Below are 25,380 nucleotides of genomic sequence, written 5' to 3' on the forward strand. Positions count from 1 at the left end.
GGTGCGGCAGCTCGGGGAATTCCTCCGCGTCATGCCCCATATCCCTGTCGTCCACCCGCTGTGGAACCACAGCCGTGTAAGTTGTCCCCATCTGTGCATCGACCTGTGGAGAACTGCCGACCCTGGTCGGCGGGACGCGGTCGGGGTAACCTCGACGCCATGACCCAGGACGCAGCCGTCGCCGCCCCCACGTCCGGCGTCTCCGTGCTCCCGGCCGGTTCCGGGACGTGGCCCGAGGTCGAGCACGCGCTCAGCGGAGGCGGGGACGGCCCGACTTGCTGGTGCCAATGGCCGCTCCTGACCGGGCGCGAGTTCGGGTCGGCCTCACGCAGCGAGCTCCGCGACCGCCTGCGCGTCGAGGTCGAGGATGGGGACGGCGGCGCCTCCGGGCTCCCGCCGGGCCTCATCGCCCGGGTCGATGGGGAGGCCGCGGGATGGTGCCGCATCGGGCCTCGCAACGCTCAGCCGCGGCTTGGGCGCTCGCGGGTCGTGCGGGCGGCGGGCGCGTCTCCGCTCGACGATCCCGGGGTGTGGGCCCTCAGCTGTTTCGTGGTCCGCCGCGAGTTCCGCAGGCGGGGGGTGGCCCGGGAGCTCGCCCGGTCGGCCGTGGACTTCGCGCGCGACCACGGCGCGCGGATCGTGGAGGCCTATCCCGTGGACGCGCAGACGCGACCCGGGGCGCGCGCCAACGATCTGTTCGTCGGCACGGCATCGATGCTCGCCTCGGTGGGTTTCCACGAGGCCGGCCGTCCCACCGCCTCGCGGGTCGTCATGACGGTCTCGCTGGGGGAGTGACGAGGGCGGCGTCGCCCTCTCCTCAACCGCGCACGTCGATGCCGAGGCGGGCGGCGAACACGGGGGCCATCAGGCTGATCTGCGCCGAGGTGAGCGTCGCCCCGCGCAGGCCCTCCACGCCGTTGACCGCCCCGATCTCCGCACCGCGCAGATCGACGTCGGCGAGGTGCGCCCGATCGAGGGTCAGCGTGTCGATCCGGCAGTCCTCGAAGGCCACGCGCTGCGCCCGGGCCCCGCTGAGGTCCATCTCGCCGAACAGGGATCCGCGCACCACGACGTCGCGCAGCTCCGCGCCGCGCAGGTTCCACCAGTCGATCTTCGACCCCTCGACGCTCACGTTGCGCAGGGTCGAGTCGTACATCTCCACCGACCCCAGTCGGGACCCGGTCACGGACACGCTCAACCACGACGACCGATCGACGGCCAGGCTCGACGCGCCCCACCGTTCGATTCGCGCGTCCGCGAAGCTCGCCCCCCGCAGAAGCGTCTCGTGCGCCGCCCACCCGGTCAGCTCGCACTCGGAGAAGGTCGCGCCGCTGAGGTCCCGTCCCGACACGTCGGCACCCGCGTAGCGGGCGCCCTCGTGGAGATCGTGGGCTCGGACCGTGCGCCAGTCCACGTCCACGGGCGCCGCAAGGACCGGAAGGGACATCTTCGGCGGGACCGGGCGGATCGGGGAGCGGCGTGGCGTCATGCACCCATTGTCCGAGACGACATGTGCATCTCGGGGACAGGCCGGCGTCGTCCTCGTCAGTCGCGGGACGAGGGGACGGGGGCCGGGCTCCCGCCGCTGAGCGAGCGTTGCAGCAGGGCGTCGTAGATCGGGGGCACGCGCAGGGCGTCGGCCGTGAAGATCGACATGATGACGACGGTGGCGACGGGCAGCAGGTGACCCAGGGTCCCCGTCATCTCGGCGGTGAGCAGGATGGAGGTCAGCGGGGTCCGCACGCTGGCGGCGAGCACCCCGGCCATGCCGCACACCGCCAGGGCCATCCGGAGATCTCCGGACAGCCCCAGCGCCCGGGCGCCCAGGGCGTAGCCCGCGCCCGTGAGGGTCCCGATCGCCAGGATCGGCATGAAGATCCCGCCGGGGACGCCCGACCCGAAGCTGACGGTCGTCAGCGCGATCTTGGCCGCCAGCGCCACCAGGACCGCACCCAGGCCGATCGAGCCGACCTCGGCCCATTCGATGAGGTCCTCGCCCCCGCCCAGCACGCGGGGCGCCCACAACCCGCACGGGAGCGCGGCGGTCAGAGCCACCAGGACCGGGAGCGGCCCAGGCAGGCGGGAGAGGGCCTGCGCGCCCAGAAGAGCGCGGTTCATCAAGGCCCCGACCAGTCCTGCGAGGATGCCGAGGGGCAGGACCACCCACAGCTGGGAGAGGGGGATCTCGCCGGGCGTCGCGGCTCCCGCACCGGACAGGCTCCCCGCGGAGGCCCAAAATCGCAGGATCGGCCGGGTCCCGAAGGCCAAGGTCGACACGACGTCGGCTGCCAGCGCTCCCGTGGACGCGGAGACGACGACCAGCGGCGAGAAGTTGCGGTGCAGTCCCTCGATGCCGAAGACCATTCCGGACACCGGTGCGTTGAAAGCCGCCGACAGTCCGGCGGCGGCACCCGAGGTGATGAGTTGGTCGCGTTCCTGAGGCGTCGCCCCCATGGGCCGGGCCAGAAGGTCGGCCGCGGCCGCGCCGATGTGGATGGAGGGTCCCTCGCGTCCGAGCGACAGACCGAACAGCGCGCCCCCGGCGCCCCCGCAGAACCGGGCGGCCAGCACATGCAGGGGGCGGAGTGCCATCCGATGCTGCAAAATGCCTTTGACCTGGGGAATCCCAGATCCCGACGACGTCGGCTCCCATCGCAGGACCTGCCGCACGGCCACGGCGACGAGGAGGGCTGAGGCGGTCCAGGCCAGCATCCACAGGGGCCGGCGTCCGATGGCCTGGTAGGCGAGGTGCGCGATAGCGGTGCCGTGGGCGATCATCCAGCGGTAGGCGACGCTCGCCGAACCTGCCAACAGACCGGCCAGGACGCCGTTGCGGGCGACGCGCCAGCGCCGGGAGGCGAAGAGGTGGCCCATGCGTTCCATCAGCGATCGCCATCCGTTTGCCATGCCTCCATTGTGCGCGGGGCCGGGGCCGCGTCCGAATCCCCTGTCCCGCCAGCTCCGGAGGCCGACGCCGTCCTCACCAGTCCCGATCCATGCTACGGACCCAGCGGAGGCGACCTCCACCGGCGGTGGCACCATCAAGGGCGTGAGCCGTCGTCGGGAGATCGCTGAGGGCCTGCGCCTATCGGCTCCGGCCGGCCTGGGCCTGGTGCCTCTGGGCATCGCCTACGGGATGCTCGTCGTCCAGTCGGGACTGAAATGGTGGGTGGCGCCGGCCTTGTCCATCGCCGTCTATGCGGGTTCCGTGGAACTGCTGCTGACCAGCATGGTCGCGGCCACCACGCCGTTGGCCACTGTGGCGCTGACTGTGCTGCTGGTGAACTTCCGGCACGTGTTCTACGCCTTCTCCTTCCCTCGCGACGTCGTGCGCAGCCGCGTGGGGCGCCTGTACTCGACCTATGCCCTCACCGACGAGTCCTACGCTCTGACCGCGGCGCACCCCGAGGGCTGGACGGGGCCGCGTCTCGTGACCGTCCAGGCCGCGTTCCAGAGCTACTGGGTCGGAGGCGGCGTAATCGGCGCACTGGTGGCCTCTGCCTTGCCCCGGCCGATCCGGGGCCTGGAGTTTGCGCTGGTCGCCCTGTTCGTCACACTCACCCTGGACGCGTGCCGCTCGCGCGCCCAAATCCCCTCCCTGGCGATGGCGGCTGCGGCGTTCCTCGTGGCGATGACAGCGGCGCCCTCCAACGCGCTGTTCACCGCGATGGTGGTGTTCGTGGGGACGCTGGTCGTCCGGTTCGCGCTGGTCACACGCGGACGCGGAGACGCCGGTAATCCGGGTGGGACCCGTCGGCGTCCGGCGTCCGGATCGACGAGAGCGATTCCTCCCGGCCGGGAGGACGAGCGATGATGCCCGGCGTCTGGTACCTGCTCGCCGTGCTGGCCATCGGGTTCGGCATCACCTTCGCGCTGAGGGCCGCGCCCTTCGCGGTCCTGGAACCGCTGCGGGAGTCCCGGTTCGTCTCGGCGCTGGCGCAGTGGATGCCCGCCGGGATCCTCGCGATCCTGGCGGCCGCGACGTTCCTGTCGACGGTGGGCTGGTCGGGCGCGGGATCGGGCGGGGCCGCCGACACCGCCCTCCTGTGGAAGGGAGCGATCGCCGCCGCGGTCACGGTGGCGGTCCACCTGCTGGGAGGCCGGCGGACCCTGCTGAGCGTCGGCCTGGGGACGCTCGCCTTCGTGGTGTTCGTCAACCTCCCCTGAGCCCGCCGCCGGACCTATCGCTGCGAGTCGACGTGGTAGTGCGACGGATCGGCGTCGGGCAGGGCCGCCAGGGTGCGGACCTCGTCCTCGGTGAGCTGAAAGTCCAGCTGGGCGTTGGCTCGGATGTGGTCCTCGGAGGTGGCTTTGGGCAGGGGCAGGACGCCGCGATCGATGCAGAAACGGATCGCGACCTGCGCCGGCGTGACGCCGTGCGCGGATGCCACCCCTGCGAGGACGGGATCGCGCAGCAAACCGCCAGTGGCCAGTGGCGAGTACGCCTCCACGACCATCCCGTGCTTCTGCGCGAACGCGGTGTTCTCCGGCTGGGTGAAGCCGACGTAGGAGAGGATCTGGTTGACCGCGGGTGCGACATCGGCGTGGTCGAGGATGTTCTGCATGTCGTGGACGGCGAAGTTGGAGATCCCGATCGCCCGGATCTTCCCCGCCGCCAGAGCCTCCTCCAGGGCGCTCCAGGCCGCCAGGTTCCCGGCGTCGTCGGATTGGTCGGGCGTGCTCCACGGCCACGGCGCGTGGATGAGGTAGAGGTCCATGTGGTCCAGGCCCAGGTTCGTCAGGCTCTCGTCGACCGTTGCGGCCGCGCCGTCGTGGTCCTTGACAGCCGCCGGCAGCTTCGAGGTGACGAACACGTCTTCACGCGCCAGACCCAGGTCCTTCATCGCGGCGCGCACCGCGCGCCCCACCGAGGCCTCGTTCCCGTAGGCATTGGCCGTGTCGACGTGGCGGTAGCCGAGTTCCAGCGCCTTCTCCACCGCGCCCTGTGTCTGCGCCCCCTCGGGCATCTGCCAGGTCCCGAATCCCACCTTCGGGATGGTCACGCCGTTGGCCAGGGTGAAGGTCTCAGTCAGGATGCTCATCGCGTGCTCCTCGGTTCGTCCGCTGTCCGTCTGCTCGTCCTCGGCGCGGCCGCGCCGCCGCCCTCGCCCATTGTCGTCCGTGCGGGTCTGACGTGCTGGGCGAGGACTCGGCGTGGGCCCGGGAACGGCGGTCGCAGCGGTTGTCTCGGTGTGAGCCCGAGTCTATTGTCGAGTCTGCCAAGGAGGGGGCGCTCCGGGTTTCCCGGGGCTGTCGGTCCTGAGAGATCAGGGGCGTTGTCCGTCGGGCTTGTTCAATGCCGAACGGCGTTCCGACACCGACACACGAATCGATGGTGACCTCCCGGTGAAAGCTCTGCATGTTGTGGACTATGTCGTCATCGGACTCTATTTCGCGGCTCTGGTGGGCATCGGGCTCTGGTCCGTCCGGAAGACGAGGAGCCGGGACGACTACCTGGTGGCCGGCCGAAGGCTCGGTTTCCCCTTGTTCTTCGGCTGTATGTCCGCCATGGCCGTCGGGGGCGCGGTCACCGTCGGAGGCACCGGCAAGGGGTACTCCGACGGGATCGCCGGAATGTGGGTCGGCGGCTCCCTGGGAATGGGCCTCATCCTGCTCGGGATGCTCGTCTCGAATCGTCTGAGCCGTCTCCGCGCGCTGTCGATCAACGAGGTGATCGAGCGCAACTACGGGGCCGCGGCGCGGGTCTTCGGCGCGGTCCTCACCATCATCTACACGGTGGCGCTCACGGTCGTGCAGGTGGTGTCGATGGGGGCGATCACAGCCGGGCTCTTCGGGATCAATCTCCGCTGGGCCATGTTCGGTTCGGGACTGGTGGTGGTCTTCTACACGTTCCTCGGCGGCATGTGGTCGGTGACGATGACCGACATCGTCCAGTTCGTCATCAAGACGCTGGGCGTCCTGATCTTCGTGCCGATCGTGGTCCTCAACGACTCCTCCATCGGGGGGATCTCCGGTTTCATCGAGAAGGTGCCGGAGAGCCACTGGAACCTGGGCGCCTATGGCGTCTCGGGGACGGTGTACTGGATCCTCCTCTACGTGCCGGGACTGGTGATCGGCCAGGACATCTGGCAGCGGATGTTCACCGCTCGGACCCCGTCGATCGCGCGCGCGGGAACGCTCTCCGCCGGCGCGTACACGATCGTCTACTCGCTTGCCGCGGTGGTTCTCGGCATGTCGGTTCGTGCGGCGGGGATCCAGCTCGACGATCCGTCGATGGCCTTCGAGGCGGGGGTGTCGGCGTTCCTTCCGCCGGGGATCGCCGGCCTCCTGCTGGCCGCCGCGCTGGCGGCTTCGATGTCGGTGGCGTCGGGAACCATCCTCGCCTGCTCGACGGTCGTCTACAACGACCTGTACGTCCGGTTCATCCGCGGGCACGGGACCGCCTCGGCAGATCCCCACGATGTCCAAGACGCCGCCGACAGCCAGCGGGACGCCTGGATCAACCGCGGGATCGCTCTGGTCGTCGGACTCGCCATCATCGGACTGTCGCTCCTCATCGGAGACCTGTTCAAGGCTCTCGACCTGGCCTATGGGTTCCTCTCGGGATGTGTGTTCGTGCCCGTGATCTTCTCATTCGTCCTCAAGCGGATCTCCCCAAAGTCCGGCTTCGTCTCCCTGGTCGCCAGCGCGATCACGGTCGGGGGCACCATGGTCTTCGGCGAGGCGACCAACCGCCCGGACTTCGCCGTCGGGGGGAACTGGCCCATCACCTTCGGCATCGGCGTCGGTCTGGTCGCCTATCTTCTCGTCATGGCGGTCGACCGGACCAGGATCGTTCCCAACGTGGAGATCGAGGACGAGCCGGCGGCCGTGCTCGAGGCCGGGAGCTCGGCCTCGGCGGAGCGGCCGTCGCCCGTCGGGACCGGGTCGAACGTCCCGTCCGGACAGGACGGCGGTCACCGGCTCCGCTTGTGACCCTCCGACGGGCGGCAGCACTCAGCACCGATGTCGCCGCAGATCGAGGCCGTTCTGGTTCCGGCGACGACGGGAGGGGATTCTCCTCCTCTGTGATCCAGGCCATGAACAGAGTCGTTTGACAGCCCTGATCTGCCTCCATAGGATCAAAAACGCCAAGGAGGGGACGTCCCGAAGTGATTCGGGTCTGTTTTCGGCCTCGATTGATCTCGGGTCGTTGTCCGTCGGGTTTGCTCGGATTGAGCAATTGTCTTTATCGGAGACTGACGGACCAAAGGTGACATCCATGGCGAATTCATCGCATTTCCAGGGGCGCAGTCTGCTGTCGACCCGCGACTTCACCCGTGACGAGTTGATGTGGCTCATCGGCTTCGGGTTGCATCTCAAGGATCTCAAGCGTCGCGGCGTCCCGCACCGCTACCTCGAGGGCAGGAACATCGCGCTGCTGTTCGAGAAGACCTCCACTAGGACGCGCGCCGCGTTCACGGTCGCGTCGACCGATCTCGGGGCGCACCCCGAATTCCTGGGCAAGGGAGACATCCAGCTCGGAAAGAAGGAGACCGTCCGCGACACGGCGCTCGTGCTGGGCTCGATGTTCGACGGGCTCGAGTTCCGGGGATTCAAGCACCGCCATGTCGAGGAGCTGGCGCGTTACGCCGGCGTCCCGGTATGGAACGGCCTGACCGATCAGGAGCACCCGACCCAGATGATCGCCGACTTCATGACGGTCGTCGAGGAGTTCGGGCAGCTGGAGGGGCGCACGCTGACCTACTGCGGCCAGGGAAGGAACAACGTCCAGAACTCGCTGATGATCACGAGCGCGATCCTGGGCGTTGACTACATCAACGCCACTCCGGACGAGCTCGCACCCGATCCGGCCATCGTCGAGGTCGCCCAGAGCCTCGCAGCGGAGTCCGGCTCCACGATCACCGTGACGGACGACGCCCCGGGGGCCGTGGCCGGCGCTGATGTGATCTACACGAACGTGTGGGCGGCGATGGGGGAGGAGTCCCAGTTCGCCGAGCGCGTCCGCCTCATGGCGCCGTACCAGGTCAACGCGGATCTGCTGAAAAACGTACGCAACCCGGACTACATCGTGCTGCACTGCCTCCCCGCCTTCCACAATGCCGAGACGGAATACGCGGCGGACATCCTCGATCGCTTCGGCGTCGGCGAGATGGAGATCACGGACGAGGTGTTCTACTCGGAGCATGGACGGCAGTTCCAACAGGCTGAGAACCGGATGCACAGCATCAAGGCCATCATGGCGGCGACGTTGGGCGACCTCTACGTTCCGGGCGTCTGAGCCCTTCCCTCCTCCTTCCTTCTCCTTCCTTCCCCCTTCCGTCCCGTCCGGCTCCATCCGTCATGCCCGGACAAGTCAATGGAGACCCCCATGTCGGCAACTCCTGCGGTCGCGCCCGAAACACAGAGGGTGAAGCGCCGCAAATCAATGCCCAACACCTACGTCATCCTGTTCCTCATCATTGCGTTCATCGCCGTGCTCACGTGGTTCGTGCCCGGCGGCGCCTATGACCTGGACGATGCCGGACACGCCGTATCCGGCACCTATCACCTCACGGACTCCTCCCCGCAGGGCATCTGGGACATCTTCATGGCCCCGATCACCGGTATGCTCGGGTCCGACACGATCTCCGCGGCCATCCCGATCTCGCTGTTCATCATGTTCTTCGGCTCGTTCCTGGAGATGATGGAGGAGAGCGGGGCCCTCAAGATCGGGCTGCGAAGGGTCGCGATCAAGAGCCAGAAGAACCTGCTTCTGCTCATCGCGGTGCTCGTCAGCCTGATGTCCGTCATGGGGACCATCGAGGGCGCCTACGAGGAGGGCATCGTCTACCTGATGATGTTCCTGCCGCTGCTGCTCGCGCTCGGACTGGACACGGTCACTGGTTTGATGATCGTCGTCCTCGGCACCCAGACAGGCTGCCTCGCCTCGACGATCAACCCGTTCGCCGTGGGCATCGCCTCCGGCATCGGCGGAGTCTCCGCCGGCGACGGACTCGGGCTGCGCGTGGTCATGCTCGTCGTGTTCACGGCGCTTGTGACGGCGATGATCTACATGTACGCGAAACGCGTCCAAGCCGATCCCGCGCGATCGATGCAGTACACCCGGCGCGAGCAGGACCTCAAGGCCTTCCCCGTCGCGCAGGACGAGAACCTCGCCCTCTCCGACAAGCAGAAGGGAGCGCTGTGGGCTTTCATCGCGACCTTCGCCCTCATGGTCGTCTCGCTCGTTCCCTGGACGGACCTCAACCCGAACTGGACGTTCTTCGGCGACCTCACCACCTGGATCGCCCGCACCCCGGTGCTCCGGTCGGTCCTCGGAGCCGACATCGCGCCCTTCGGCACCTGGTACTTCGCTGAACTGTCGATGCTGCTGCTCGTCATGTCGTTCGTCATCGGCAAGATCATGGGGTTCGAGACGAACAAGATCGTCGACGTGATCATCAAGGGTGCCGCCGGACTGGTGTCCACCGCGATGATCGTCGCGATGGCCCGAGGCATCCAGGTCGTCATGGACGACGGCGCGATCACCCCGACGATCCTCCATCTCGGCGAGGGCTCGCTGGCCGCGCTCCCGCCGGTCGTGTTCATGATCGTCTCCCTGGTGTTCTACTTCCTGATCGCCTGCCTCATTCCCAGCTCGACGGGACTGGCGGCGGCGACCATGGCGATCATGGCGTCGCTCAGCCGGTTCGCCGGCGTTCCTGTCCCGCTGATGGTGACGATCTACTGCATGGCGTTGGGCCTCGCCAAGATGGTGACACCGACGTCGATCGTCCTGATGACCTGCCTGCAGGCGACGAACGTGTCCTACGCCCGGTGGATCCGGTTCATCCTGCCCTATGTTCTCGTCATCTTCGCCGCCTGCTGCCTGGTGCTGGTCGTCGCCGCGGCGTTGTGACGCGACCCGATCCATCTCCCGCACAGACTCCACCGATCCGATCCACTGCCCGGGATCACCCGGACACATCAAGACACATAGAGAAAGGCCTGGTCATCATGGCTGATGTCCCCGCAGAGAAGACGTACGTCACCAACGCCACGAACGTGCTGAAGAAGGTGCTGATGTGCTCCCCGGTCCACTACCGGTTCAATGCGATCAACGTCATCACCGCGGAATGGATGAAGAAGGGCGACACCGAGAAGAACGAGGTGATGGTCCGCGAATGGCAGACCCTGGTCGACGCCTATGCCGAGAACGGCGTCGAGGTCGTCCAGGTGGAGCCGCACGCCGAGTGCGAGGTCATGACGTTCGCGCGCGACTTCGGCTGCATGGTCAAGGAAGGGGCTGTCATCGGCCATTTCCGCCACCCCGCCCGCCAGGTCGAGACCACGTTCTACGAGGCCAAGCTGAAGGAGTTGGGCGTGCCGATCGTCGCGCGCGTCAACGCCGGCTGCATGGAGGGCGGCGACTTCTGGATGCTCGACGAGCACACCCTGGCCTGGGGCCTCGTTGATCGCACGGACGAGGCCGGCGTCGCCAACCTGCGCGAACAGCTGTGGAAGTACGGATACACGGTGATCGGCGTCCCGGTGAACCCGGACAACCTGCACCTCGACATGTGCTTCAACATCGTGGCCCCCCAGGTCGCGTTGGCGGTTCCCGAGCAGCTCCCCTACCAGTTCCTCAAGGCGCTTGATCGGCGCCGCTTCGAGATCATCCCGGTGTCCGCCGAGGACGTGTTCAAACACGGTTGCAACGTGCAGGCGATCGGCGACGGCCGCGTCATCGCCATCGAGAAGAACAAGCACATCAACGACAAGATGCGGGCGCTCGGCCTGGAGGTCATCGATGTCCCGTTCGACCAGATCCTGCACGCCGGCGGCGGCCCGCATTGCCTGACCCAGCCCGTCGAGCGTCCGTGAGGGGTGTCGACTGTGCGAATCCTCATCAGCGACCACCCCGACTCGATGATGCCCGACCACGCCCTCGAGATCGAGACCCTGCGCGCAGGCCTCGGGCCTGACACGGCGGTCGACGTCCTCCCCTACAGGGGGGATGAGCACGAGGCGTTCCTCAAGGCGCTGAGGGGCGCCGACGCGCTGCTCACGGCGTTCGTCACGATCGACGACGCGGTGATGGCGCAGGCTCCGGATCTCAAGGTCATCTCGCTGAACTCGACTGGGTACGACTGCGTGGACCTTGAGGCCGCGACCCGGCGGGGCATCGGGGTGTGCCCGGTGGGCGAATACTGCACGTCGGATGTGGCCGAGGCCGCCGTGGCGTTCGTCTTCGCCCTCCACAAGCGGCTCAAGGCGTACGGCAGACGCATCGACAACGACCACGTCTGGGATTTCGCGGCGCTTGAGGCCCGGCCCCGGCTCCAGGACCAGACCCTGGGCATCTTCGGATTCGGCAAGATCGGCAGGTGCATCGCGCGGAAGCTGTCGGGCCTGGTCGGTGAGGTCATCGTCTGCGATCCCTACGTGGGTGCGGAGGCGGCCTCGGCGGGCGGGGCGCGTCTCGTCGAGAAGGATGAGCTGCTCGCCTCCAGCGACGTGATCGTGAACAGCATGCTGCTCACCGCCGGCACCCAGCGGTACTTCGATGAGGAGGCCTTCGCGGCCATGGCCCGACGTCCCGACTTCGTCAACATGTCGCGAGGAATGGTCGTGGACGAGGACGCGCTCCTCGGTGCGCTCGAGTCGGGCCGGATCCGCGGCTACGCCGCAGACGTGCTGGCGGACGAGACACCGGATCTCGCGCGGCACCCCCTGATCGGCCGTGAGGACGTGCTGCTCACACCGCATTCGGCGTTCTACTCCTCGACGGCCATGGAGTCGCTCGAACGGATCTCGTGTGAGAACATCGTCCATTTCCTGAGAGGAGAGAAGGACCGGGTGTTCAAGCTGGTCAACTGATCTCCGCACGGGGCCCGCCCCGGCGGCTGGAGCACCGGGACGGGCCCCCGGCATGTTCTGAAAAAATGTGTTTCATAATATTCATCTCGTATGTCTTGCGCCCCGTGCGCGAGGAGAAGGGCGCACGTCATGTCCCATGATCCACGGAGCGTCGTCGCCCTGGGCGGCAACGCCTTGGGCAACACCCCTCAGGAGCAGCGCGAACGTGTCCGCAAGACCGCGCACGCGCTGATCGATATGATCCTCAATGACAATGAGATCATCGTGACCCACGGGAACGGCCCCCAGGTCGGCATGATCCAGAAGGCGTTCTCCGTCGCCTCGGAGGCCGACGCGGGTGTTCCCGCCATGCCGCTTCCGGAGTGCGGAGCGATGAGCCAGGGGTACATCGGGTACCACCTGCAGCAGGCGATCCAGAACGAGATCGAGCGGTGCGGACGGCGCTGGCAGGTGGCCTCCATCATCACCCAGACCGAGGTCGATCCGGCTGACCCGGCTTTCGGGAATCCGACGAAGCCGGTCGGGGCGTTCCTCTCCGAGGATCAGATGCTCCGGGCGCGCCGGGAGGACCCTTCTCTCGCCTTCGTCGAGGACTCGGGTCGAGGCTACCGCCAGGTCGTCGCCTCACCCACTCCGATCCGCATCGCGGAGAAGCGTTCGATCCTCAACCTGCTGAACTCGGAGTTCATCGTCATCTGCTCCGGAGGTGGCGGCGTCCCGGTGGTCCGCAAGGAGGGGATCCTCGAGGGCGTCCCGGCGGTCATCGACAAGGATCTCGCGGCCGCGGTCCTCGCGGAGGACGTCGGTGCGGAGACTCTCTGCCTGCTCACGGCCGTCGACCGGGTGGCCATCCGGTTCGGGACGCCGCAGCAGGAGGACCTGGCCGAGCTCAGCGTGGCCGAGGCGCGTGAGCTCTGCGACGCCGGGGAGTTCGCTCCCGGCAGCATGCTCCCGAAGGTCCTCGCCGCGATCCGCTTCGCGGAGTCGGGAGAGGGCAAGACGGCGATCATCGGCTCACTGGACAAGGCCGGCGCGGCGCTCCGCGGCGAGTCCGGGACGCGGATCCACCGCTGACGAGCCGATGCCGGGCCCGTCGCGGCCGTCCCGATCGACGGGGCTCCGCCATGCTCCCGGCATCGGCTCCGCGTGGCCGCTGCCATCGGCGGCGGGAGCGGATGGACTCCGGTGCCGCGGTGGCCGCAGGCCGGTAACGTGGCGGTATGACTGTGTGCCTGCGCGTGTATCCCGATCGTGATCCCCAACTGGTGGCCGTCGATGCGGACATCCCTCAGGTCTCCGTGCTCGATCTGGGCGTGACGCGCGGCGACGGCGTGTTCGAGGTCCTCACCGTCGTCGACGGGCGCCCCCAGGCCGTCGGCCCCCATCTGCGCCGGCTGGCGAATTCCGCCGCGATGATGGACCTGCCGCCCGTGGACCTCGAGCTGATCGGACAGGCCGCACGTCGGGTCGCGGACGCCGAGTACCGGGCGGGCCAGGCTCATGAGCTGCTGGTCAAGGTCGTCGTCACGCGCGGCATCGAGGACGCGGCGCCGCCCTCGTGCACCTGCTGGGTGGTCGCCTTCCCCAATCCCGACCACTCGCGCGAACGCCGCGAGGGCATCGACGTGGTGACGCTGGACCGCGGGTTCCCCCATGACATCGCCGCGCGGGCGCCATGGCTGCTGGCCGGCGCGAAGACGCTGTCCTATGCGGTCAACAAGGCCGCGCTGCGTGAGGCGGCGCGCCGCGGCGCCGACGACGTCCTGTTCACCAGCTCGGACGGCTATGTGCTGGAAGGGCCGAGCTCCTCGCTCCTGGCGAGGTTCGGGACCCGCATGTGGACGCCGGCGACCGCGCAGGGCGTCCTGCGCGGGACGACGCAGGGGTCCGCCTTCGAATACCTCGGCCGCCGCGGTTTCGCCACAGGCGAGGCGCTGCTGCGGGCGGAGGCCCTCGAACAGGCCGACGCCCTGTGGCTGGCGTCGTCGAGCAGGCTGATCGCGCCGATCCGTACCCTGGACGGCCGCGCGCTCTCCGTCGACCACGGCCTGACCGACGCGATGAATGAGGCCCTGCTGGCCCGCACCGAGTGAGGCGAGGGGACGGCGATCCGCGCCTATTCCCCCTCCCCGCTCTGCGTGCCTCCGCCGCCGGCGCCGTCTCCCCCGGTACCGCCGTCGTTCGGCGTCGGGGTGGCGGTCGGCGTCGGGGTGGTGGTCGGCGTGGGCGTCGGTGTCGGGGTGGTGGTCGGGCGGGTCGTCGGCGTGGGGGTGGAGCCCGGCGTCGCCGTCTCGTCGGGTTCGGGGGTCCCCGTCCTCGTCGGGACCGGCGTGGACGAGGACGGGGCTGACGGCTCCTCGCCCGAGGAGATCCTGAGAGCCACCGGCGTGCCCTTCTCGACGCTGATCCCGGCGGAGGGATCGGTCGAGTCGACGCGGCCCTCCTCCTGGGAGGACCCGTCGACGGTCGCGACATCCCCCACCGTCAGGCCCTGCGCCTTCAGAGCGGCCTCGGCCTGCGACTGCGTCTGTCCGATCACATCGGGCACGGCCACCAGTTCCGCGTCGGAGCGGCTGAGGGCCCACGCGATGAGCCCGCCGACCACCGTCACGGCCAGCACCGCCGCGAGAATGATGAGCGCCAGGCGTCGGCGGTCCGGACGGGCCGGCGCCGTCATGACGCCTGTGCCCCCGGACTCGCCGGGGTCCGGGAGCGGGGACGTCGCCGCGGCCATGCCCGCGGTCGTCGCCGCCACGGCCGCGATCTCGGCGGTCCGGGTGCTGACCGGCTGTCCGCTGGCGGCGCGCAGAAGGTCCGCGCGCATCTCCCGAGCCGTCTGGTAGCGCGATTCGCGGTCCTTGGTCAGCGCCCGCAGGACGACCTGGTCCAGCGCCGGAGGGATGCCCGGATCGATCGAGGACGGGACGGGCGGCTGGGCGGACACGTGCTGGTAGGCGACGTCCAGGGGGGACTCCCCGGTGAAGGGGGGACGGCCCGTGAGGAGCTCGAAGAGCACCACGCCGGTCGCGTACAGGTCGGAGCGGGCATCGACCTGCTCCCCGCGCGCCTGCTCGGGGGACAAGTACTGCGCGGTTCCCACCACGGCGTTCGTCTGGGTGAGCGCGTCGTCGGTGGTGTCCAGGACGCGCGCGATGCCGAAGTCCATCACCTTCACGGAGCCGTCCGCCCCCACCATGATGTTGCCCGGCTTGATGTCGCGGTGGATCACCCCGGCGGCGTGGGCGCACTCCAGGGCGGCGAGCACACCGGCGATGATCCGCACGGCCTCCGCGGGGCGCGGGGCGCCGTCCTCGGTCAGCGCCTGCTTGACGGTGCGGCCCCGGACGTACTCCATGACGATGTAGGGGAGGGACACGGACCGGCTGCCCGCTCCGCCCTCGTCCCCCATCGGGTCCGCGCCGGTGTCGTAGACCGCGACGATGTTCGGGTGGTTGAGCGAGGCCGCGGCGTGGGCCTCGCGGCGAAACCTCTCCTGGAAGACGGAGTCCCGTGCCAGCTCGGTGCGCAGCACCTTGATCGCCACATCGCGGTTGAGCCGGGTGTCGAAGCCCCGGCGCACCTGGGCCATTCCTCCTCGCCCGATGAGTTCGCGCACCTCGTAGCGTCCTGCCAGCAGATGATCCGTCTCCACACAGCCATTGTCCCAGCGCTCAAGGCCGGCGCGAACGGGAGATGCCGGGATCGGGCCCGCCCGGCACCGTGGTGTGCGCCGGGTCGGCGATTTGTGGGCACAATGGGGCTATGGCAGTGCCCGAAGAAGACCTCGTCCATATCCGCCGATGGTGCGAGGCGTGGGTGTCCGACGAATCGCCCGAGCGGGTGCGGCTGGACATGGAGGTCGACGACAAGCATGTCGTCATCATCAAGCGGCACGCCCCCTGGCGGGAGGGCCAGAAGGCGACGGCGGAGCCGGTCGCGCGCCTGCGCTACTCGAAGAAGACGGGGCTGTGGCGCCTGCACTGGGTCGACCGGTCCGGGAGGTTCCACCACTACGAGAAGCTGCCGGCCCGTGACGTCCGGTCGCTGCTCGACTTCCTGACGACGACGAAGGATCCGGTCTTCTGGGGATAGGCCCTCCCCGAGGGCGCTGCCCGATCCGCGAACCCGGCCGAGGGGTCCATCGCCCCTCTATGCTGGGCGGAATCCGGTGCGACTCGTCCCAACGGGGGTGACGACGTGAGTGTGACGACATGGGTGGTCATCATCCTGGCGGTGACCGGCGCTTACGCGCTGTGGGTGCTGATCGCGCCGCGTTCCGCGTGGAGGCGCACGATGGCGTGGCGGTTCCGCCGCCCGGCGGACCCTGTCCCAGGCGCGCCGCAGCTTCGGGGATGGCGCGTGGGGGCCGCGTTCGCGCTGATCGCGATCCTGGCGGCGGGGACTGTGCTCGCCCGTGGGGCCGTCCAGCGCCGGGAGGCGGATGAACGCGGGCGTGACGTGCGGCTGACCTGGGGGTACAGGCCCGTCGGATATCTCGGGAGCGACCGGGTGTCGTTGGTGCCCGATGGGCTCGGTCTGGCCGCGCAGTCGGGCGAGGAGGAGCCCCCGCCGGAGGAGGACGCCGTCTCGGTCACCACGGCGCCAGATCTGTGGATGCCCGTGGATGACGAGGAGCGCCTCCCGGCCTACATGTGGCACCTGGCGGACGGGGTGGGCGGGCGGTACCCGGACGGCGTCGCCCTGCGCTCGGCGCCGCCGGAAGGAGTCGATCTGGTCGTGCGCTATCCGGGCCGGGTGAGTGCGGACTGCCCCGCGGTCGAACTGGCCGTTCGGGAGGAGGCCGACCTCATCGTCGTCGGCTTCGGGCGCTGGGTCCACCTGGACCGGTACGGGATCGGCGAGCCCGTCCCCGCGCGCTGCGCCGACGCCGACGACGGGCAGATCGCCCTGGTCGGCATCGATCTGAGCTCGCCGGTGGGGGACCGCGAGGTCGTCGGTCCGGACGGGGCGCCCGTCGTCCGCGCGAGGGAGTCGCCGGGCGAGGGGCAGGGGTGAGCGGGAATCGCCTCGCGTCGGGCGGCACGGGGTGGGACGCCGTGTCCACGCTTCGAGCCACCCTATGTCAAATGCAGGTATACACATAGTCTGTGGCCCATCAACACAGCAGGTCGGAGAGGACTCCCCATGGGCTACGGCGCAGGCAGGTCGGTGTGCGCGGCGGCGATCGCGTGCGCGCTCGCGATGGCGGGGGGCCCTGCGGCCTCGTCCGCCGATGGAACGGATGGCGGGACAGGAGGCCTGGGCGTCACCGTCGCCTTTCCCGGGGAGGACTCCGGGGCGATCCCGGCCGATGGCCTCGACGGCCGGGTCTACGTCCTGGTCGCTCCCGTGGGCGAGGACCCGCTGGATTCGGCGGGCGACGTCACGGGAGACACGATGGTCTTCGGCGAGAACCTGGACGGTGCGACCGCGGGGAGCGAGGTCACCCTTTCGGGGGGCGGAGCCGACGAGTCGGACACGGGCGTGTACGGCTGGCCGTACGAGTCCCTCGACGATCTCCCCGCGGGCACGTACACGGTCCGGCCGTTCTTCAACATCTACGAGACCGTCACGCGCGGCGACGGCTCGACGGTCAAGCTCCACTTCCCGTGCGGCGACGGCGGCTGGTTCTGGGACACTCCGGGCAACCTGCTGGGGCAGGCGACCGACATCGTCGTGACCGGGGGCGATCAGACCATCGACCTGGTGCTGGACGACACGGTTCCGATGCCGGACACCTCCGCCGAGACCGGCGGATGCCAGCAGGGCAACTACGCCGACACGGACACCGTCAAGCATGTCAAGATCCGCAGCGAGGCGCTCAGCGACTTCTGGGGCCGTGACATGTACATCGGCGCGAACATCACCCTGCCTGCCGGCTACGATCCCGACGACGAGCAGACCCGCTACCCGGTGATCTACAACCAGGGGCACTGGCCGGGCGGCCGGGGCGCCTACCGAGGCCAGCAGGTCGACGGCTTCATCACCGTGACGATCCGTCAGGAGTCCCCCTTCTACGACGACGCCTACGGGGTGAACTCGGCGAATGTGGGGCCATGGGGGGACGCGATCGCCGACGAGCTGATCCCCGCGATCGACGAGGACTTCAACACCGTCGCCGAGCCCTATGCGCGCGTCGTGGACGGCGGATCCACCGGCGGGTGGGTGTCGCTGGCGTCTCTGGTCTTCCGGCCCGACGTCTTCGGGTCGACGTGGTCGTACTACCCGGACTCCCTGGACTTCCACGCCCACCAGCAGATCGACCTCTACGGAGGAGGCAACGCCTACTTCGCGGAGGACGGAACGCCTCTGGGCTCATGGCGCGACTTCGACGGCGACACCGAGCGGGTCACTGTGACCATGCCGGAGGAGAACCGCTTCGAACTCGCCCTGGGCACCAACTCCCGCTCCTTCGACCAATGGGACATCTGGAACGCCGTCTACGGCGTCCAGGGGGCCAACGGCTACCCGCTGGATCCCTGGGAGAAGGAGGACGGCACGATCGACACCGACACGGCCGCGCTGTGGGCGCCGATGGACCTCACGGACTACGTGAAGACGAACTGGGACTCGGCCTCCGGTCTCGGCGAGGCGCTCGAGGGCCGCATCCATGTCTCAGTGGGATCCCACGACAACTACTATCTCGACGGCGGTGTGAATCTGTTCAAACAGGCCGTCGAGGAATTGGGGGGCGCGGACTGGGCGGACGTGACGGTCATCCCCGGCGCGATCCACGGCGGGTACTACAACGGGCTCAGTTTCCCGGCCTACATGGCGGAGGTCGCCCAGTGGGTCGCCGACCACGCCCCCGACGGCGCCACCCCCCTGGCTGACTCCGCCACCGCGGCCTCCACGCGCGGCAACCTCTTCACCGAGGTGCTCGCGCACGGCGGAGCATCCGCAGCGGCCGCGCGCCAGTCCGCCCCGGAGATCAGCGTCGACGCCGGCGCGAAGGGCGCCGCATCCCAGGCTCGCGCCGCTGGCGGGCAGGGGGACGCGGTCCCGGCGGGGACGACGCTCACCGCGTCGTTCGGGACCTGGGATCCGGCGATGACGGTCACCGGCCAATGGTTGGCGGACGGCGAACCGGTGGGTGATCCGGTGACGCCCTCGGACGACGAGGGGAACCCCCTCACCCTCGCGGAGCTGGCCGCCGTCACCAGCACCCACGTGGTCACCGACGCGGACTCCGGCACAGAGGTCCGGTTCTCGGTCACGGGCACGAAACGGGGGTACGCGCCGGAGACCCGCGCCTCGGAGGCCGTCCCCGTCGCCGCCGCGGCCTCTCCGGGCCCGTCGGAGACGGTCTCGCCAGGCAGCCCGTCCAACCCCTCCGGCGACCCTTCGTCCGGCCCCTCGTCCCCGGCGGAGACGACCGCGCCGGAGGACCTGGCCTCGACGGGCGTCGACGGACCGGGCCTGCTGGTCGCGGCCGCCCTCGCGCTCGCTCTGCTGCTCGGCGCGGCCATGTTCACCGTCGTCCGCCGCGGCGCGGGACGCGACTGACCGGAAAGGGCGCCGGGATCCCCGGCGGCATCGGCGCCCCGGCCGCGGCGAGGATCGGCATACTGATCTCGGGGGCGGCCGCCGGCGTGGGCGACGCCCGCCATCTCCGGATCGACCGCGCCGCTCCCGAGTGCCCAGGAGACCATCATGTCGGCAGACGGGTTCCGCGCGCCCACGCTCGCCTTTGACGACCCCGACAGCCAGATGCTGTACGGGGCGGCCTATGACATGGCGATCGGCAACCTCGTGTCGAACACCGTCGCCTTCGACCCGACCGTGTACAACAGGTCCGGCCTCATGGACCTGGGCCTGGGCACGTTCATCCAGGCCGGCGGCGGTTACGACCAACCCTGGACGCGCGACGCCTCGATCAACTCGTGGAACGCGACCAGTGCCCTGCTCCCCGACCACGCCCGCAACACGCTGTGGGCCGTGGTGGACCGTGACGCATCCGGGAGGCTCCGCGTCCAGCAGGACGAGCAGACATGGGACCAGGTGGTGTGGGTGGTCGCCGCCTGGAACCACTACCTCGTCACAGGGGACCGAGAGTTCCTGCGCTCCGCCTACGAAGCGACGCGGAACACCCTGAGGATCCGCGAGTCGGCTGTGTCCCACACCCTCGACCCGGTCCACGGGCTGTTCACCGGACCCGCGTTCTTCAATGACGGCGTCGCCGGGTACTCGGAGGCCGAGATCGGGGGTCCGGAGTCGAGCGGATCCGCCTCCTTCGACTACGACGGCGTCAACTCGTCCATGCACCTCAGCACGAACGCGCTCTACCACGCGGCCTACACCAGAGCCGCGGACATGGCGCGGACGCTCGGAGAGCCCCCCGCGGTCGTGGACGGCTACCTCGCCAGGGCGGAGGCCGTCGCGACGGCGATCGCCGCGAATCTCTGGAACCCGCGGACCGGCCTCTACCGGTATGCGATCCTGGCGGACGGCACGCCGGATGAGCACCAGGAGGGAAGCGGGCTGGCCTTTGCGATCCTGTTCGGCCTCGCCGACAGGGAGCGGACGCGATCGATCCTCACCAACGCCGCCGAGACGAACTGGGGGATGCCGGACGTCTTCCCGGCCTTCGCCCGCTACCCCGAGGCGAGGCCCGGGAGGCACAACGCGATGATCTGGCCGCTCGTGCAGGGCCTGTGGGCGCGGGCGGCCGCCAAGGCGGGCGCCACCGGCGTCTTCGCGGCCGAGACCAGGGACCTGGCGCAGCTGGCGAGCGCGAGCGGCGGGTTCTGGGAGATCTACAACGCGTCGACGGGAGCGGTGGACGGCGGATGGCAGACCGGTCGCCACTGGGATTCGGCGACCGCGCAGACATGGTCGGCGACCGCCTACCTCGACATGATCCATTCCGGCCTGTTCGGCATGCGCTACGACCAGACGGGTCTCCACTTCGCGCCGATGCTGCCCGCAGGCTGGGGCGACGTCACTCTGACTGGGTTCCGCTATCGTGGGGCGACCCTCACGGTCGTGATCAGAGGGTCCGGAAGCCATGTCAGGTCTGTGGCGGTCGACGCGGTGGCCCACGACCGGGCGGCGATCCCGACGACGCTCGTCGGCGAGCACTCCGTCGAGATCGTCCTGTCGGGCCAGGCCGGATGAGGCCAGGGGCGGACGCGCGGGGGCCATCCGCCCACGTGCTCCGAGCGGCGTTGTCGGCGGATACCATGGCGCCATGGCCCCGAGGGATGCGCGGCGAACGACGATCATCGACGTCGCGCGGAAGGCGGGTGTCGCGATCAGCTCCGCCTCCGCCGCGCTGAACGGGCGTCCCGGGGTCTCCGACGCCACGCGCGAACGGATCCTCGGGATCGCCGGCGACCTGGGGTACGTCCCCTCGCTGCGCGGTCGCAGCCTCTCGTCCAACCGCGCCTTCCAGGTCGGCCTGGTCGTCCAGCGCGACCTGGACATCCTCGAGGCCGACCCCTTCTTCGGCGCGTTCATGGGGGGCGTCGTCGGGGAGATCGAGCCGCGGGGCTACGCCCTGGTCCTCCAGATGAGCACGACGCCGGAGGAGACGGAGCGGCACTTCCGGTCCATGGCCGCGAACTTGCGCGTCGATGGCGTGTTCATCGACGACATCCGCCACGGGGATCCGCGGATCGGGCTCATGCAGGAGCTCCGCCTCCCAGCCGTCGCCGTCAACGCCGATCCCGACTTCCCCCTGCCTGCCGTGCGGCAGGACGCCTCCCGGGCGATCGGCGCCCTCACGCGCCATCTGATCGGCCTGGGGCACACGAGGATCGCGCATGTCTCGGGTCCCGGGGGGTACATCCACTCCACGCAGCGCATGATCGCGTGGCAGCGCGCCCTCGAGGAGGCGGGACTTCCCAGGGGGCCTTTGTACGAGGGCGACTTCGGCTACCGCAGCGGTGAGGCCGCCGCCGATGCGCTGATGGGCTCCCCGGATGCGCCGACCGCTGTCGTGTGCGCGAACGACCTGATGGCGACCGGTTTCGTTCGGGAATGCCAGGACATCGGGCTGCGCGTGCCCCTCGACGTGTCGGTGACGGGCTTCGACGGGATCGCGCTGGGGACCTACATCCGGCCACGGCTGACCACGGCCTCCACGGACCCGCGCCTGTTGGGATCGACCGCTGCCCGCATGCTGTTGGACCTCATCGAGATGGGCGGCGTCGAGGACCGGTCGATCGCTCCGGCACGGCCGGTGATCAGGGAATCGACTGCGGCGCCAGCGCGCTGACCCCGCTGGCGGAACCGCCTTCGATCGCACTCGCATATCGTTCGACGGTGGTAGCATCGCGTGTACCGAAACGCTTCGGTAAGACAAAGGAGTCCCTCATGACACACACATCACGGCGTGGGAGCCGGATTCCCCGCGCCCTCGTCGCGGGCGTCGCCTGCCTGTCGATGGCCGGGAGCCTGGCCGCTTGCGGCGGCGGATCGGATGACGGGTCCTCGGGCGCGGCGTCCGGCGGCGGGGCGGACGACGGCTCGCAGCCCTCGGGCTCGCTCAACATCCTCGTCTCCTCGGCCTCGGCCTCCGACGCCGCCTTCAACGCGATCAACGACGCGTTCATGCAGAAGTACCCCGACGTGGACGCCACCATCACCTCCGTCCCGAATGACACCTATCCGGCGACCAAGTCCGCTCAGCTGTCGGCGGGATCCGTCGACATCATGGTCGTGAAGAGCTTCGTGGAGGTCCCCGAGTACGCGAAGGACGCGACGTCTGACGACGTCTTGATGGCCCAGGCCGGCGCGCTCGTCGATCTCACGGACGAGCCGTTCATGAAGAACTACACGCCCTCGGTGCTGGACGCCCAGGCCATCGGCGGCAAGCAGTACGCCGTGCCGACTGGCCTGAGCTATTCGACCGGGGTCTACTACAACAAGCAGATCTTCAAGGACAACGGGCTGTCCGTGCCCACGACCTGGGCCGAGCTCCAGAACGTGATGTCCACCCTCACGGGCAGGGGGGTCACCCCCTTCGGGCTCGGCGGCAAGGACACCTGGCCCGCCGGACTCGTCATGCTGGGCAACGTCGCCTCCGCCTTCCCGACGCTGGAGGACAAGCAGGGGCTCGTCGAGGATCTGTGGACGCAGAAGGCCTCTCTGACGGATCCCGACCTCCAGGAGATCCTGGAGAAGACCCAGACCGTCTTCGACAACGCGCAGGCCAACTTCTCCGGCGCAGGCTACGACGACATGCCGGCCGCCTTCGCCCGCGGGGACTTCGCGATGCTGCCCGACGGCACCTGGAACCAGCCGACGATCGACACGGCGGTCGACGGCGCGTTCGACTACGGGTACTTCCCGTTCCCCGGCTCCGACGACGCTGCGGACAACGCGCTCCTGGACGGGAAGATCGAGCTGCAGCTGGCAGTCCCGTCCTCGTCGAAGAACCAAGAGGCCGCCCTGGCCTGGCTGGAGTTCTTCTCCGACCCGACGAACTACGCGACCTTCGTGGACGAGTCCGGGTTCTCCGCGGCGCAGCCCGACATCAAGGCCAGTGAGTTCCTCACCTCCATCGCCGACTACACGAGCACGTACCAGCCGGCCTGGGACACGCTGTGGATCGCCAACACCAAGGCCGGCGAGGACGCCGTCTACCCGTTCAACTACCCGGCTCTGTCGCCCCTGGGGACCTTGAGCGCCGAGGAGGCGGCTCAGGCGGCGCAGACGGCATGGGCCGCGGGATTCTGATCCTCGGTCGACAGCGCCATCGGCGGGCGGGGCGGGCGGGCGCCACCCGTCGCCCGCCCGCCCCTGAGGAGGCACGGTGAACACCAAGAGCTACCCATTCCCCACCCGAGCGGGCCTGCGCACGTCCTTCGGCGTCGGACTCGCGGTCCTCGCGATCTTCGCCTTCGTCCCGGCCGCCGGGGTGGTGGTCGCCTCGCTGACGGACCTCAGACAGGCGGACTACCTGCCCATCCACTTCGTGGGACTGCAGAACTACCAGGACTACTTCGGCGCCGGCCACCGCGCCGACAACCTCAACGCGCTGAAGAACACCCTGGTCTATGCGGCGGGCTCCACGATCCTGCAGATCACCCTCGCCCTGGGCATCGCCGTCCTGCTCAACAACGCCCATCTGCGCGGGCGCAACATCTATCGCGCCGTCGTCTTCATGCCGACGGTGCTGGGGGTGACGGTGACGGCACTCGTGTGGTCGTTGATGTTCAACACCTCGGGAGGCCCGATCCAGTCGGTCATCCGCGCGTTCGGCTCGGACTCGGCCCTTCTGGGGGACCAGTCGATCGCGCTCTACCTCGTGATCTTCGTCCAGGTGTGGATGACCTGCGGAACCTCGGTGATCATCTTCCTCTCGGGCCTCCAGGCCATCCCGGACGAGCTCTACGAGGTGTCCAGCATCGACGGCGCCTCCGGGTGGCAGACGTTCCACCACATCACGATGCCGCTGCTGGCGCCCACGGTGACGGCGAACGTCCTGCTGGGGGTCGTCAACGCGATGCAGAGCTACCAGCTGACCTACGTCCTGACGGGTCCGGACAAGAAGGGGACGCAGGTGCTGTCCCTGCAGGTCTACATGCAGGCGTTCGGCGGACGCTCGGGCACCACGCTGACCCAATCGCAGGGATACGCGGCGGCCATCTCGATGGTCCAGTTCGTCCTGGTCGGCGTCGTCACGCTGATCACGATGTGGTACCTGCGCAGAAGGGAGCAGAGGTGAACGGCCAGACCGCCCGTCCCGTCCGCGCGCGCCACCGCGTCACGGCCGCGCCGTGGTACCTCTACGTCTTCGTCGCCCTGATCCTCGTCCTCTTCCTGTTCCCTCTGCTCTACCTCGTCAACACGGCGCTCAAGAGCTACCCGGAGTTCATCGCGAGCCCGGTCGGCATCGTGCGCCACGTCGCCTGGGGGAACTTCGCGGAGGCCTGGCAGAAAGGCGACTTCGGGTCCTACTTCCTCAACACGGTCCTCTACACGGTGGCGGGCGCCACGATCGGGACCTTCATCGCGCTCGTCATGGGGTTTCCCGTCGCGAGGGGCTACATCGGAGGCGGCAGGCTCTGGAACACGCTCTTCGTCCTGGTCCTCTTCCTGCCCAACGCCCTCATGACGCAGTTCCAGCTGCTGCTGCGCCTGCACCTGTACAACACCGAACTGGGCTACATCCTCATGGTCGGCGTGGGGGTCGGGATCGGCCCCCTCTTGTTCTCCGGATTCGTGCAATCGATCCCCAGAGAACTGGACGAGGCCGCCGCCCTCGACGGCGTCGGCTACTGGTCCTACCTCTTCCGCTTCGTGGCGCCTCTGGGCCGGCCGGCCCTGATGACCGCCTTCATCCTGCAGGCGGTGTGGATCTGGAACGAGATCATCCTCGCGACGGTCCTCTTCGCGGACCAGTCGAAGTTCCCGATCTCGGCCGGGTTGTTCGCCTTCAAAGGGACGTACTCGAACGACTGGACGCTGTTGGCCGCCGCCACCCTGATCGTCGCAGCGCCGCTCGTCCTCGGCTACCTCTTCATCCAGCGCTACCTCGTCAACGGGGTCCTCGGGGCCGTCAAGGGCTGACACGCCCAGGCCGATCGGGTCCCACCCCACCATCCACCA

22 protein-coding genes are annotated in these 25,380 nt (G+C 69.0%); 18 read left to right on the forward strand and 4 right to left on the reverse strand.

Translation table 11 applies throughout. From position 1 onward, the window contains the following. The first annotated feature begins 159 nt into the window (after window positions 1-159). Entirely contained in the window at window positions 160-795 is a 636-nt protein-coding gene (locus ACFQWG_RS11330; protein WP_380975383.1) for a GNAT family N-acetyltransferase, read from the forward strand. Between the two features lie 22 nt (window positions 796-817). Here the strand turns inward: ACFQWG_RS11330 and ACFQWG_RS11335 are convergent, their stop codons facing one another. Beyond that, window positions 818-1,489, reverse strand: a complete 672-nt coding sequence (locus ACFQWG_RS11335; protein WP_380975385.1) for a pentapeptide repeat-containing protein — start codon at window positions 1,487-1,489, stop codon at window positions 818-820. 56 nt (window positions 1,490-1,545) lie between these two features. Then, window positions 1,546-2,907 (reverse strand): ClC family H(+)/Cl(-) exchange transporter, encoded by a 1,362-nt coding sequence (locus ACFQWG_RS11340; RefSeq protein WP_380975387.1) that lies wholly within the window; start codon window positions 2,905-2,907, stop codon window positions 1,546-1,548. Window positions 2,908-3,049: 142 nt separating this feature from the next. Between ACFQWG_RS11340 and ACFQWG_RS11345 the strand changes: the two genes are divergently transcribed. Continuing rightward, a complete protein-coding gene (locus ACFQWG_RS11345) occupies window positions 3,050-3,814 on the forward strand; it encodes an AzlC family ABC transporter permease (protein ID WP_380975389.1) in 765 nt (254 codons plus the stop codon). After that, window positions 3,811-4,167, forward strand: a complete 357-nt coding sequence (locus ACFQWG_RS11350; protein ID WP_380975391.1) for an AzlD domain-containing protein — start codon at window positions 3,811-3,813, stop codon at window positions 4,165-4,167. The genes ACFQWG_RS11345 and ACFQWG_RS11350 overlap by 4 nt, the downstream gene beginning before the upstream one ends. A gap of 14 nt (window positions 4,168-4,181) precedes the next feature. On the opposite strand, the gene ACFQWG_RS11355 is transcribed toward ACFQWG_RS11350, so the two are convergent. Further along, entirely contained in the window at window positions 4,182-5,042 is an 861-nt protein-coding gene (locus tag ACFQWG_RS11355; protein WP_380975393.1) for an aldo/keto reductase, read from the reverse strand. Between the two features lie 304 nt (window positions 5,043-5,346). On the opposite strand from ACFQWG_RS11355, the gene ACFQWG_RS11360 reads away from it, so the two are divergent. From ACFQWG_RS11360 to ACFQWG_RS11390, 7 genes are all read left to right on the forward strand, one after another. Beyond that, window positions 5,347-6,936: a sodium:solute symporter family transporter gene (locus tag ACFQWG_RS11360; protein WP_380975395.1), complete on the forward strand. Its 1,590-nt coding sequence runs from the start codon at window positions 5,347-5,349 to the stop codon at window positions 6,934-6,936. 286 nt (window positions 6,937-7,222) lie between these two features. Beyond that, complete coding sequence (gene argF / locus ACFQWG_RS11365) at window positions 7,223-8,242, forward strand: ornithine carbamoyltransferase (protein ID WP_380975397.1); 1,020 nt, start codon at window positions 7,223-7,225, stop codon at window positions 8,240-8,242. Between the two features lie 90 nt (window positions 8,243-8,332). Continuing rightward, window positions 8,333-9,862 (forward strand): YfcC family protein, encoded by a 1,530-nt coding sequence (locus ACFQWG_RS11370; protein ID WP_380975399.1) that lies wholly within the window; start codon window positions 8,333-8,335, stop codon window positions 9,860-9,862. Window positions 9,863-9,960: 98 nt separating this feature from the next. Continuing rightward, entirely contained in the window at window positions 9,961-10,827 is an 867-nt protein-coding gene (locus ACFQWG_RS11375) for a dimethylarginine dimethylaminohydrolase family protein (RefSeq protein ID WP_380975401.1), read from the forward strand. A gap of 12 nt (window positions 10,828-10,839) precedes the next feature. Further along, window positions 10,840-11,823: an NAD(P)-dependent oxidoreductase gene (locus ACFQWG_RS11380; RefSeq protein WP_380975403.1), complete on the forward strand. Its 984-nt coding sequence runs from the start codon at window positions 10,840-10,842 to the stop codon at window positions 11,821-11,823. Between the two features lie 129 nt (window positions 11,824-11,952). Further along, window positions 11,953-12,897 carry a carbamate kinase gene (arcC, locus tag ACFQWG_RS11385; protein ID WP_380975405.1) on the forward strand — a complete coding sequence of 315 codons (945 nt, stop codon included), beginning with the start codon at window positions 11,953-11,955 and terminating at the stop codon, window positions 12,895-12,897. Between the two features lie 146 nt (window positions 12,898-13,043). Continuing rightward, window positions 13,044-13,916 carry an aminotransferase class IV gene (locus ACFQWG_RS11390; protein ID WP_380975407.1) on the forward strand — a complete coding sequence of 291 codons (873 nt, stop codon included), beginning with the start codon at window positions 13,044-13,046 and terminating at the stop codon, window positions 13,914-13,916. A 23-nt stretch (window positions 13,917-13,939) separates the two neighbouring features. Here ACFQWG_RS11390 and pknB read toward each other — a convergent pair whose 3' ends face one another. Next, entirely contained in the window at window positions 13,940-15,475 is a 1,536-nt protein-coding gene (pknB, locus tag ACFQWG_RS11395) for a Stk1 family PASTA domain-containing Ser/Thr kinase (RefSeq protein WP_380975409.1), read from the reverse strand. A 110-nt stretch (window positions 15,476-15,585) separates the two neighbouring features. On the opposite strand from pknB, the gene ACFQWG_RS11400 reads away from it, so the two are divergent. The 8 genes from ACFQWG_RS11400 (at window position 15,586) to ACFQWG_RS11435 (ending at window position 25,341) form a co-directional block, all read left to right on the forward strand. Next, a complete protein-coding gene (locus tag ACFQWG_RS11400) occupies window positions 15,586-15,915 on the forward strand; it encodes a DUF3024 domain-containing protein (protein WP_291500442.1) in 330 nt (109 codons plus the stop codon). A 105-nt stretch (window positions 15,916-16,020) separates the two neighbouring features. After that, window positions 16,021-16,839 carry a hypothetical protein gene (locus ACFQWG_RS11405; RefSeq protein WP_380975412.1) on the forward strand — a complete coding sequence of 273 codons (819 nt, stop codon included), beginning with the start codon at window positions 16,021-16,023 and terminating at the stop codon, window positions 16,837-16,839. Between the two features lie 129 nt (window positions 16,840-16,968). Then, entirely contained in the window at window positions 16,969-19,329 is a 2,361-nt protein-coding gene (locus ACFQWG_RS11410; protein WP_380975414.1) for an alpha/beta hydrolase-fold protein, read from the forward strand. Window positions 19,330-19,476: 147 nt separating this feature from the next. Continuing rightward, a complete protein-coding gene (locus tag ACFQWG_RS11415) occupies window positions 19,477-20,940 on the forward strand; it encodes an MGH1-like glycoside hydrolase domain-containing protein (RefSeq protein ID WP_380975416.1) in 1,464 nt (487 codons plus the stop codon). Between the two features lie 73 nt (window positions 20,941-21,013). Next, the gene (locus tag ACFQWG_RS11420) at window positions 21,014-22,042 is read left to right on the forward strand and encodes a LacI family DNA-binding transcriptional regulator (RefSeq protein ID WP_380975418.1); all 1,029 of its coding nucleotides are present in this window, start codon (window positions 21,014-21,016) and stop codon (window positions 22,040-22,042) included. 98 nt (window positions 22,043-22,140) lie between these two features. Next, window positions 22,141-23,505: an ABC transporter substrate-binding protein gene (locus ACFQWG_RS11425; protein ID WP_380975420.1), complete on the forward strand. Its 1,365-nt coding sequence runs from the start codon at window positions 22,141-22,143 to the stop codon at window positions 23,503-23,505. 76 nt (window positions 23,506-23,581) lie between these two features. Continuing rightward, window positions 23,582-24,496, forward strand: coding sequence for a carbohydrate ABC transporter permease (locus tag ACFQWG_RS11430; RefSeq protein WP_380975422.1), 915 nt, complete (start codon window positions 23,582-23,584; stop codon window positions 24,494-24,496). Then, on the forward strand, window positions 24,493-25,341 hold the full coding sequence (locus tag ACFQWG_RS11435; RefSeq protein ID WP_380975424.1) for a carbohydrate ABC transporter permease: 849 nt from the start codon (window positions 24,493-24,495) through the stop codon (window positions 25,339-25,341). Before ACFQWG_RS11430 ends, ACFQWG_RS11435 begins: the two co-directional genes overlap by 4 nt. Window positions 25,342-25,380 lie beyond the last annotated feature (39 nt).

The organism is Schaalia naturae, from assembly GCF_042665795.1.
GTDB classification, from domain to species: Bacteria; Actinomycetota; Actinomycetes; order Actinomycetales; family Actinomycetaceae; genus Pauljensenia; species Pauljensenia naturae.

Coding starts and splice junctions, on each gene's coding strand:
- ACFQWG_RS11335 (WP_380975385.1), bottom strand. CDS start 1,489: ATGACGCCACGCCGCTCCCCGATCCGCCCGGTCCCGCCGAAGATGTCC.
- ACFQWG_RS11375 (WP_380975401.1), top strand. CDS start 9,961: ATGGCTGATGTCCCCGCAGAGAAGACGTACGTCACCAACGCCACGAAC.
- ACFQWG_RS11340 (WP_380975387.1), bottom strand. CDS start 2,907: ATGGCAAACGGATGGCGATCGCTGATGGAACGCATGGGCCACCTCTTC.
- ACFQWG_RS11330 (WP_380975383.1), top strand. CDS start 160: ATGACCCAGGACGCAGCCGTCGCCGCCCCCACGTCCGGCGTCTCCGTG.
- argF (WP_380975397.1), top strand. CDS start 7,223: ATGGCGAATTCATCGCATTTCCAGGGGCGCAGTCTGCTGTCGACCCGC.
- arcC (WP_380975405.1), top strand. CDS start 11,953: ATGTCCCATGATCCACGGAGCGTCGTCGCCCTGGGCGGCAACGCCTTG.
- ACFQWG_RS11355 (WP_380975393.1), bottom strand. CDS start 5,042: ATGAGCATCCTGACTGAGACCTTCACCCTGGCCAACGGCGTGACCATC.
- ACFQWG_RS11415 (WP_380975416.1), top strand. CDS start 19,477: ATGTCGGCAGACGGGTTCCGCGCGCCCACGCTCGCCTTTGACGACCCC.
- ACFQWG_RS11350 (WP_380975391.1), top strand. CDS start 3,811: ATGATGCCCGGCGTCTGGTACCTGCTCGCCGTGCTGGCCATCGGGTTC.
- ACFQWG_RS11420 (WP_380975418.1), top strand. CDS start 21,014: ATGGCCCCGAGGGATGCGCGGCGAACGACGATCATCGACGTCGCGCGG.
- ACFQWG_RS11425 (WP_380975420.1), top strand. CDS start 22,141: ATGACACACACATCACGGCGTGGGAGCCGGATTCCCCGCGCCCTCGTC.
- ACFQWG_RS11400 (WP_291500442.1), top strand. CDS start 15,586: ATGGCAGTGCCCGAAGAAGACCTCGTCCATATCCGCCGATGGTGCGAG.
- ACFQWG_RS11410 (WP_380975414.1), top strand. CDS start 16,969: ATGGGCTACGGCGCAGGCAGGTCGGTGTGCGCGGCGGCGATCGCGTGC.
- ACFQWG_RS11390 (WP_380975407.1), top strand. CDS start 13,044: ATGACTGTGTGCCTGCGCGTGTATCCCGATCGTGATCCCCAACTGGTG.
- ACFQWG_RS11370 (WP_380975399.1), top strand. CDS start 8,333: ATGTCGGCAACTCCTGCGGTCGCGCCCGAAACACAGAGGGTGAAGCGC.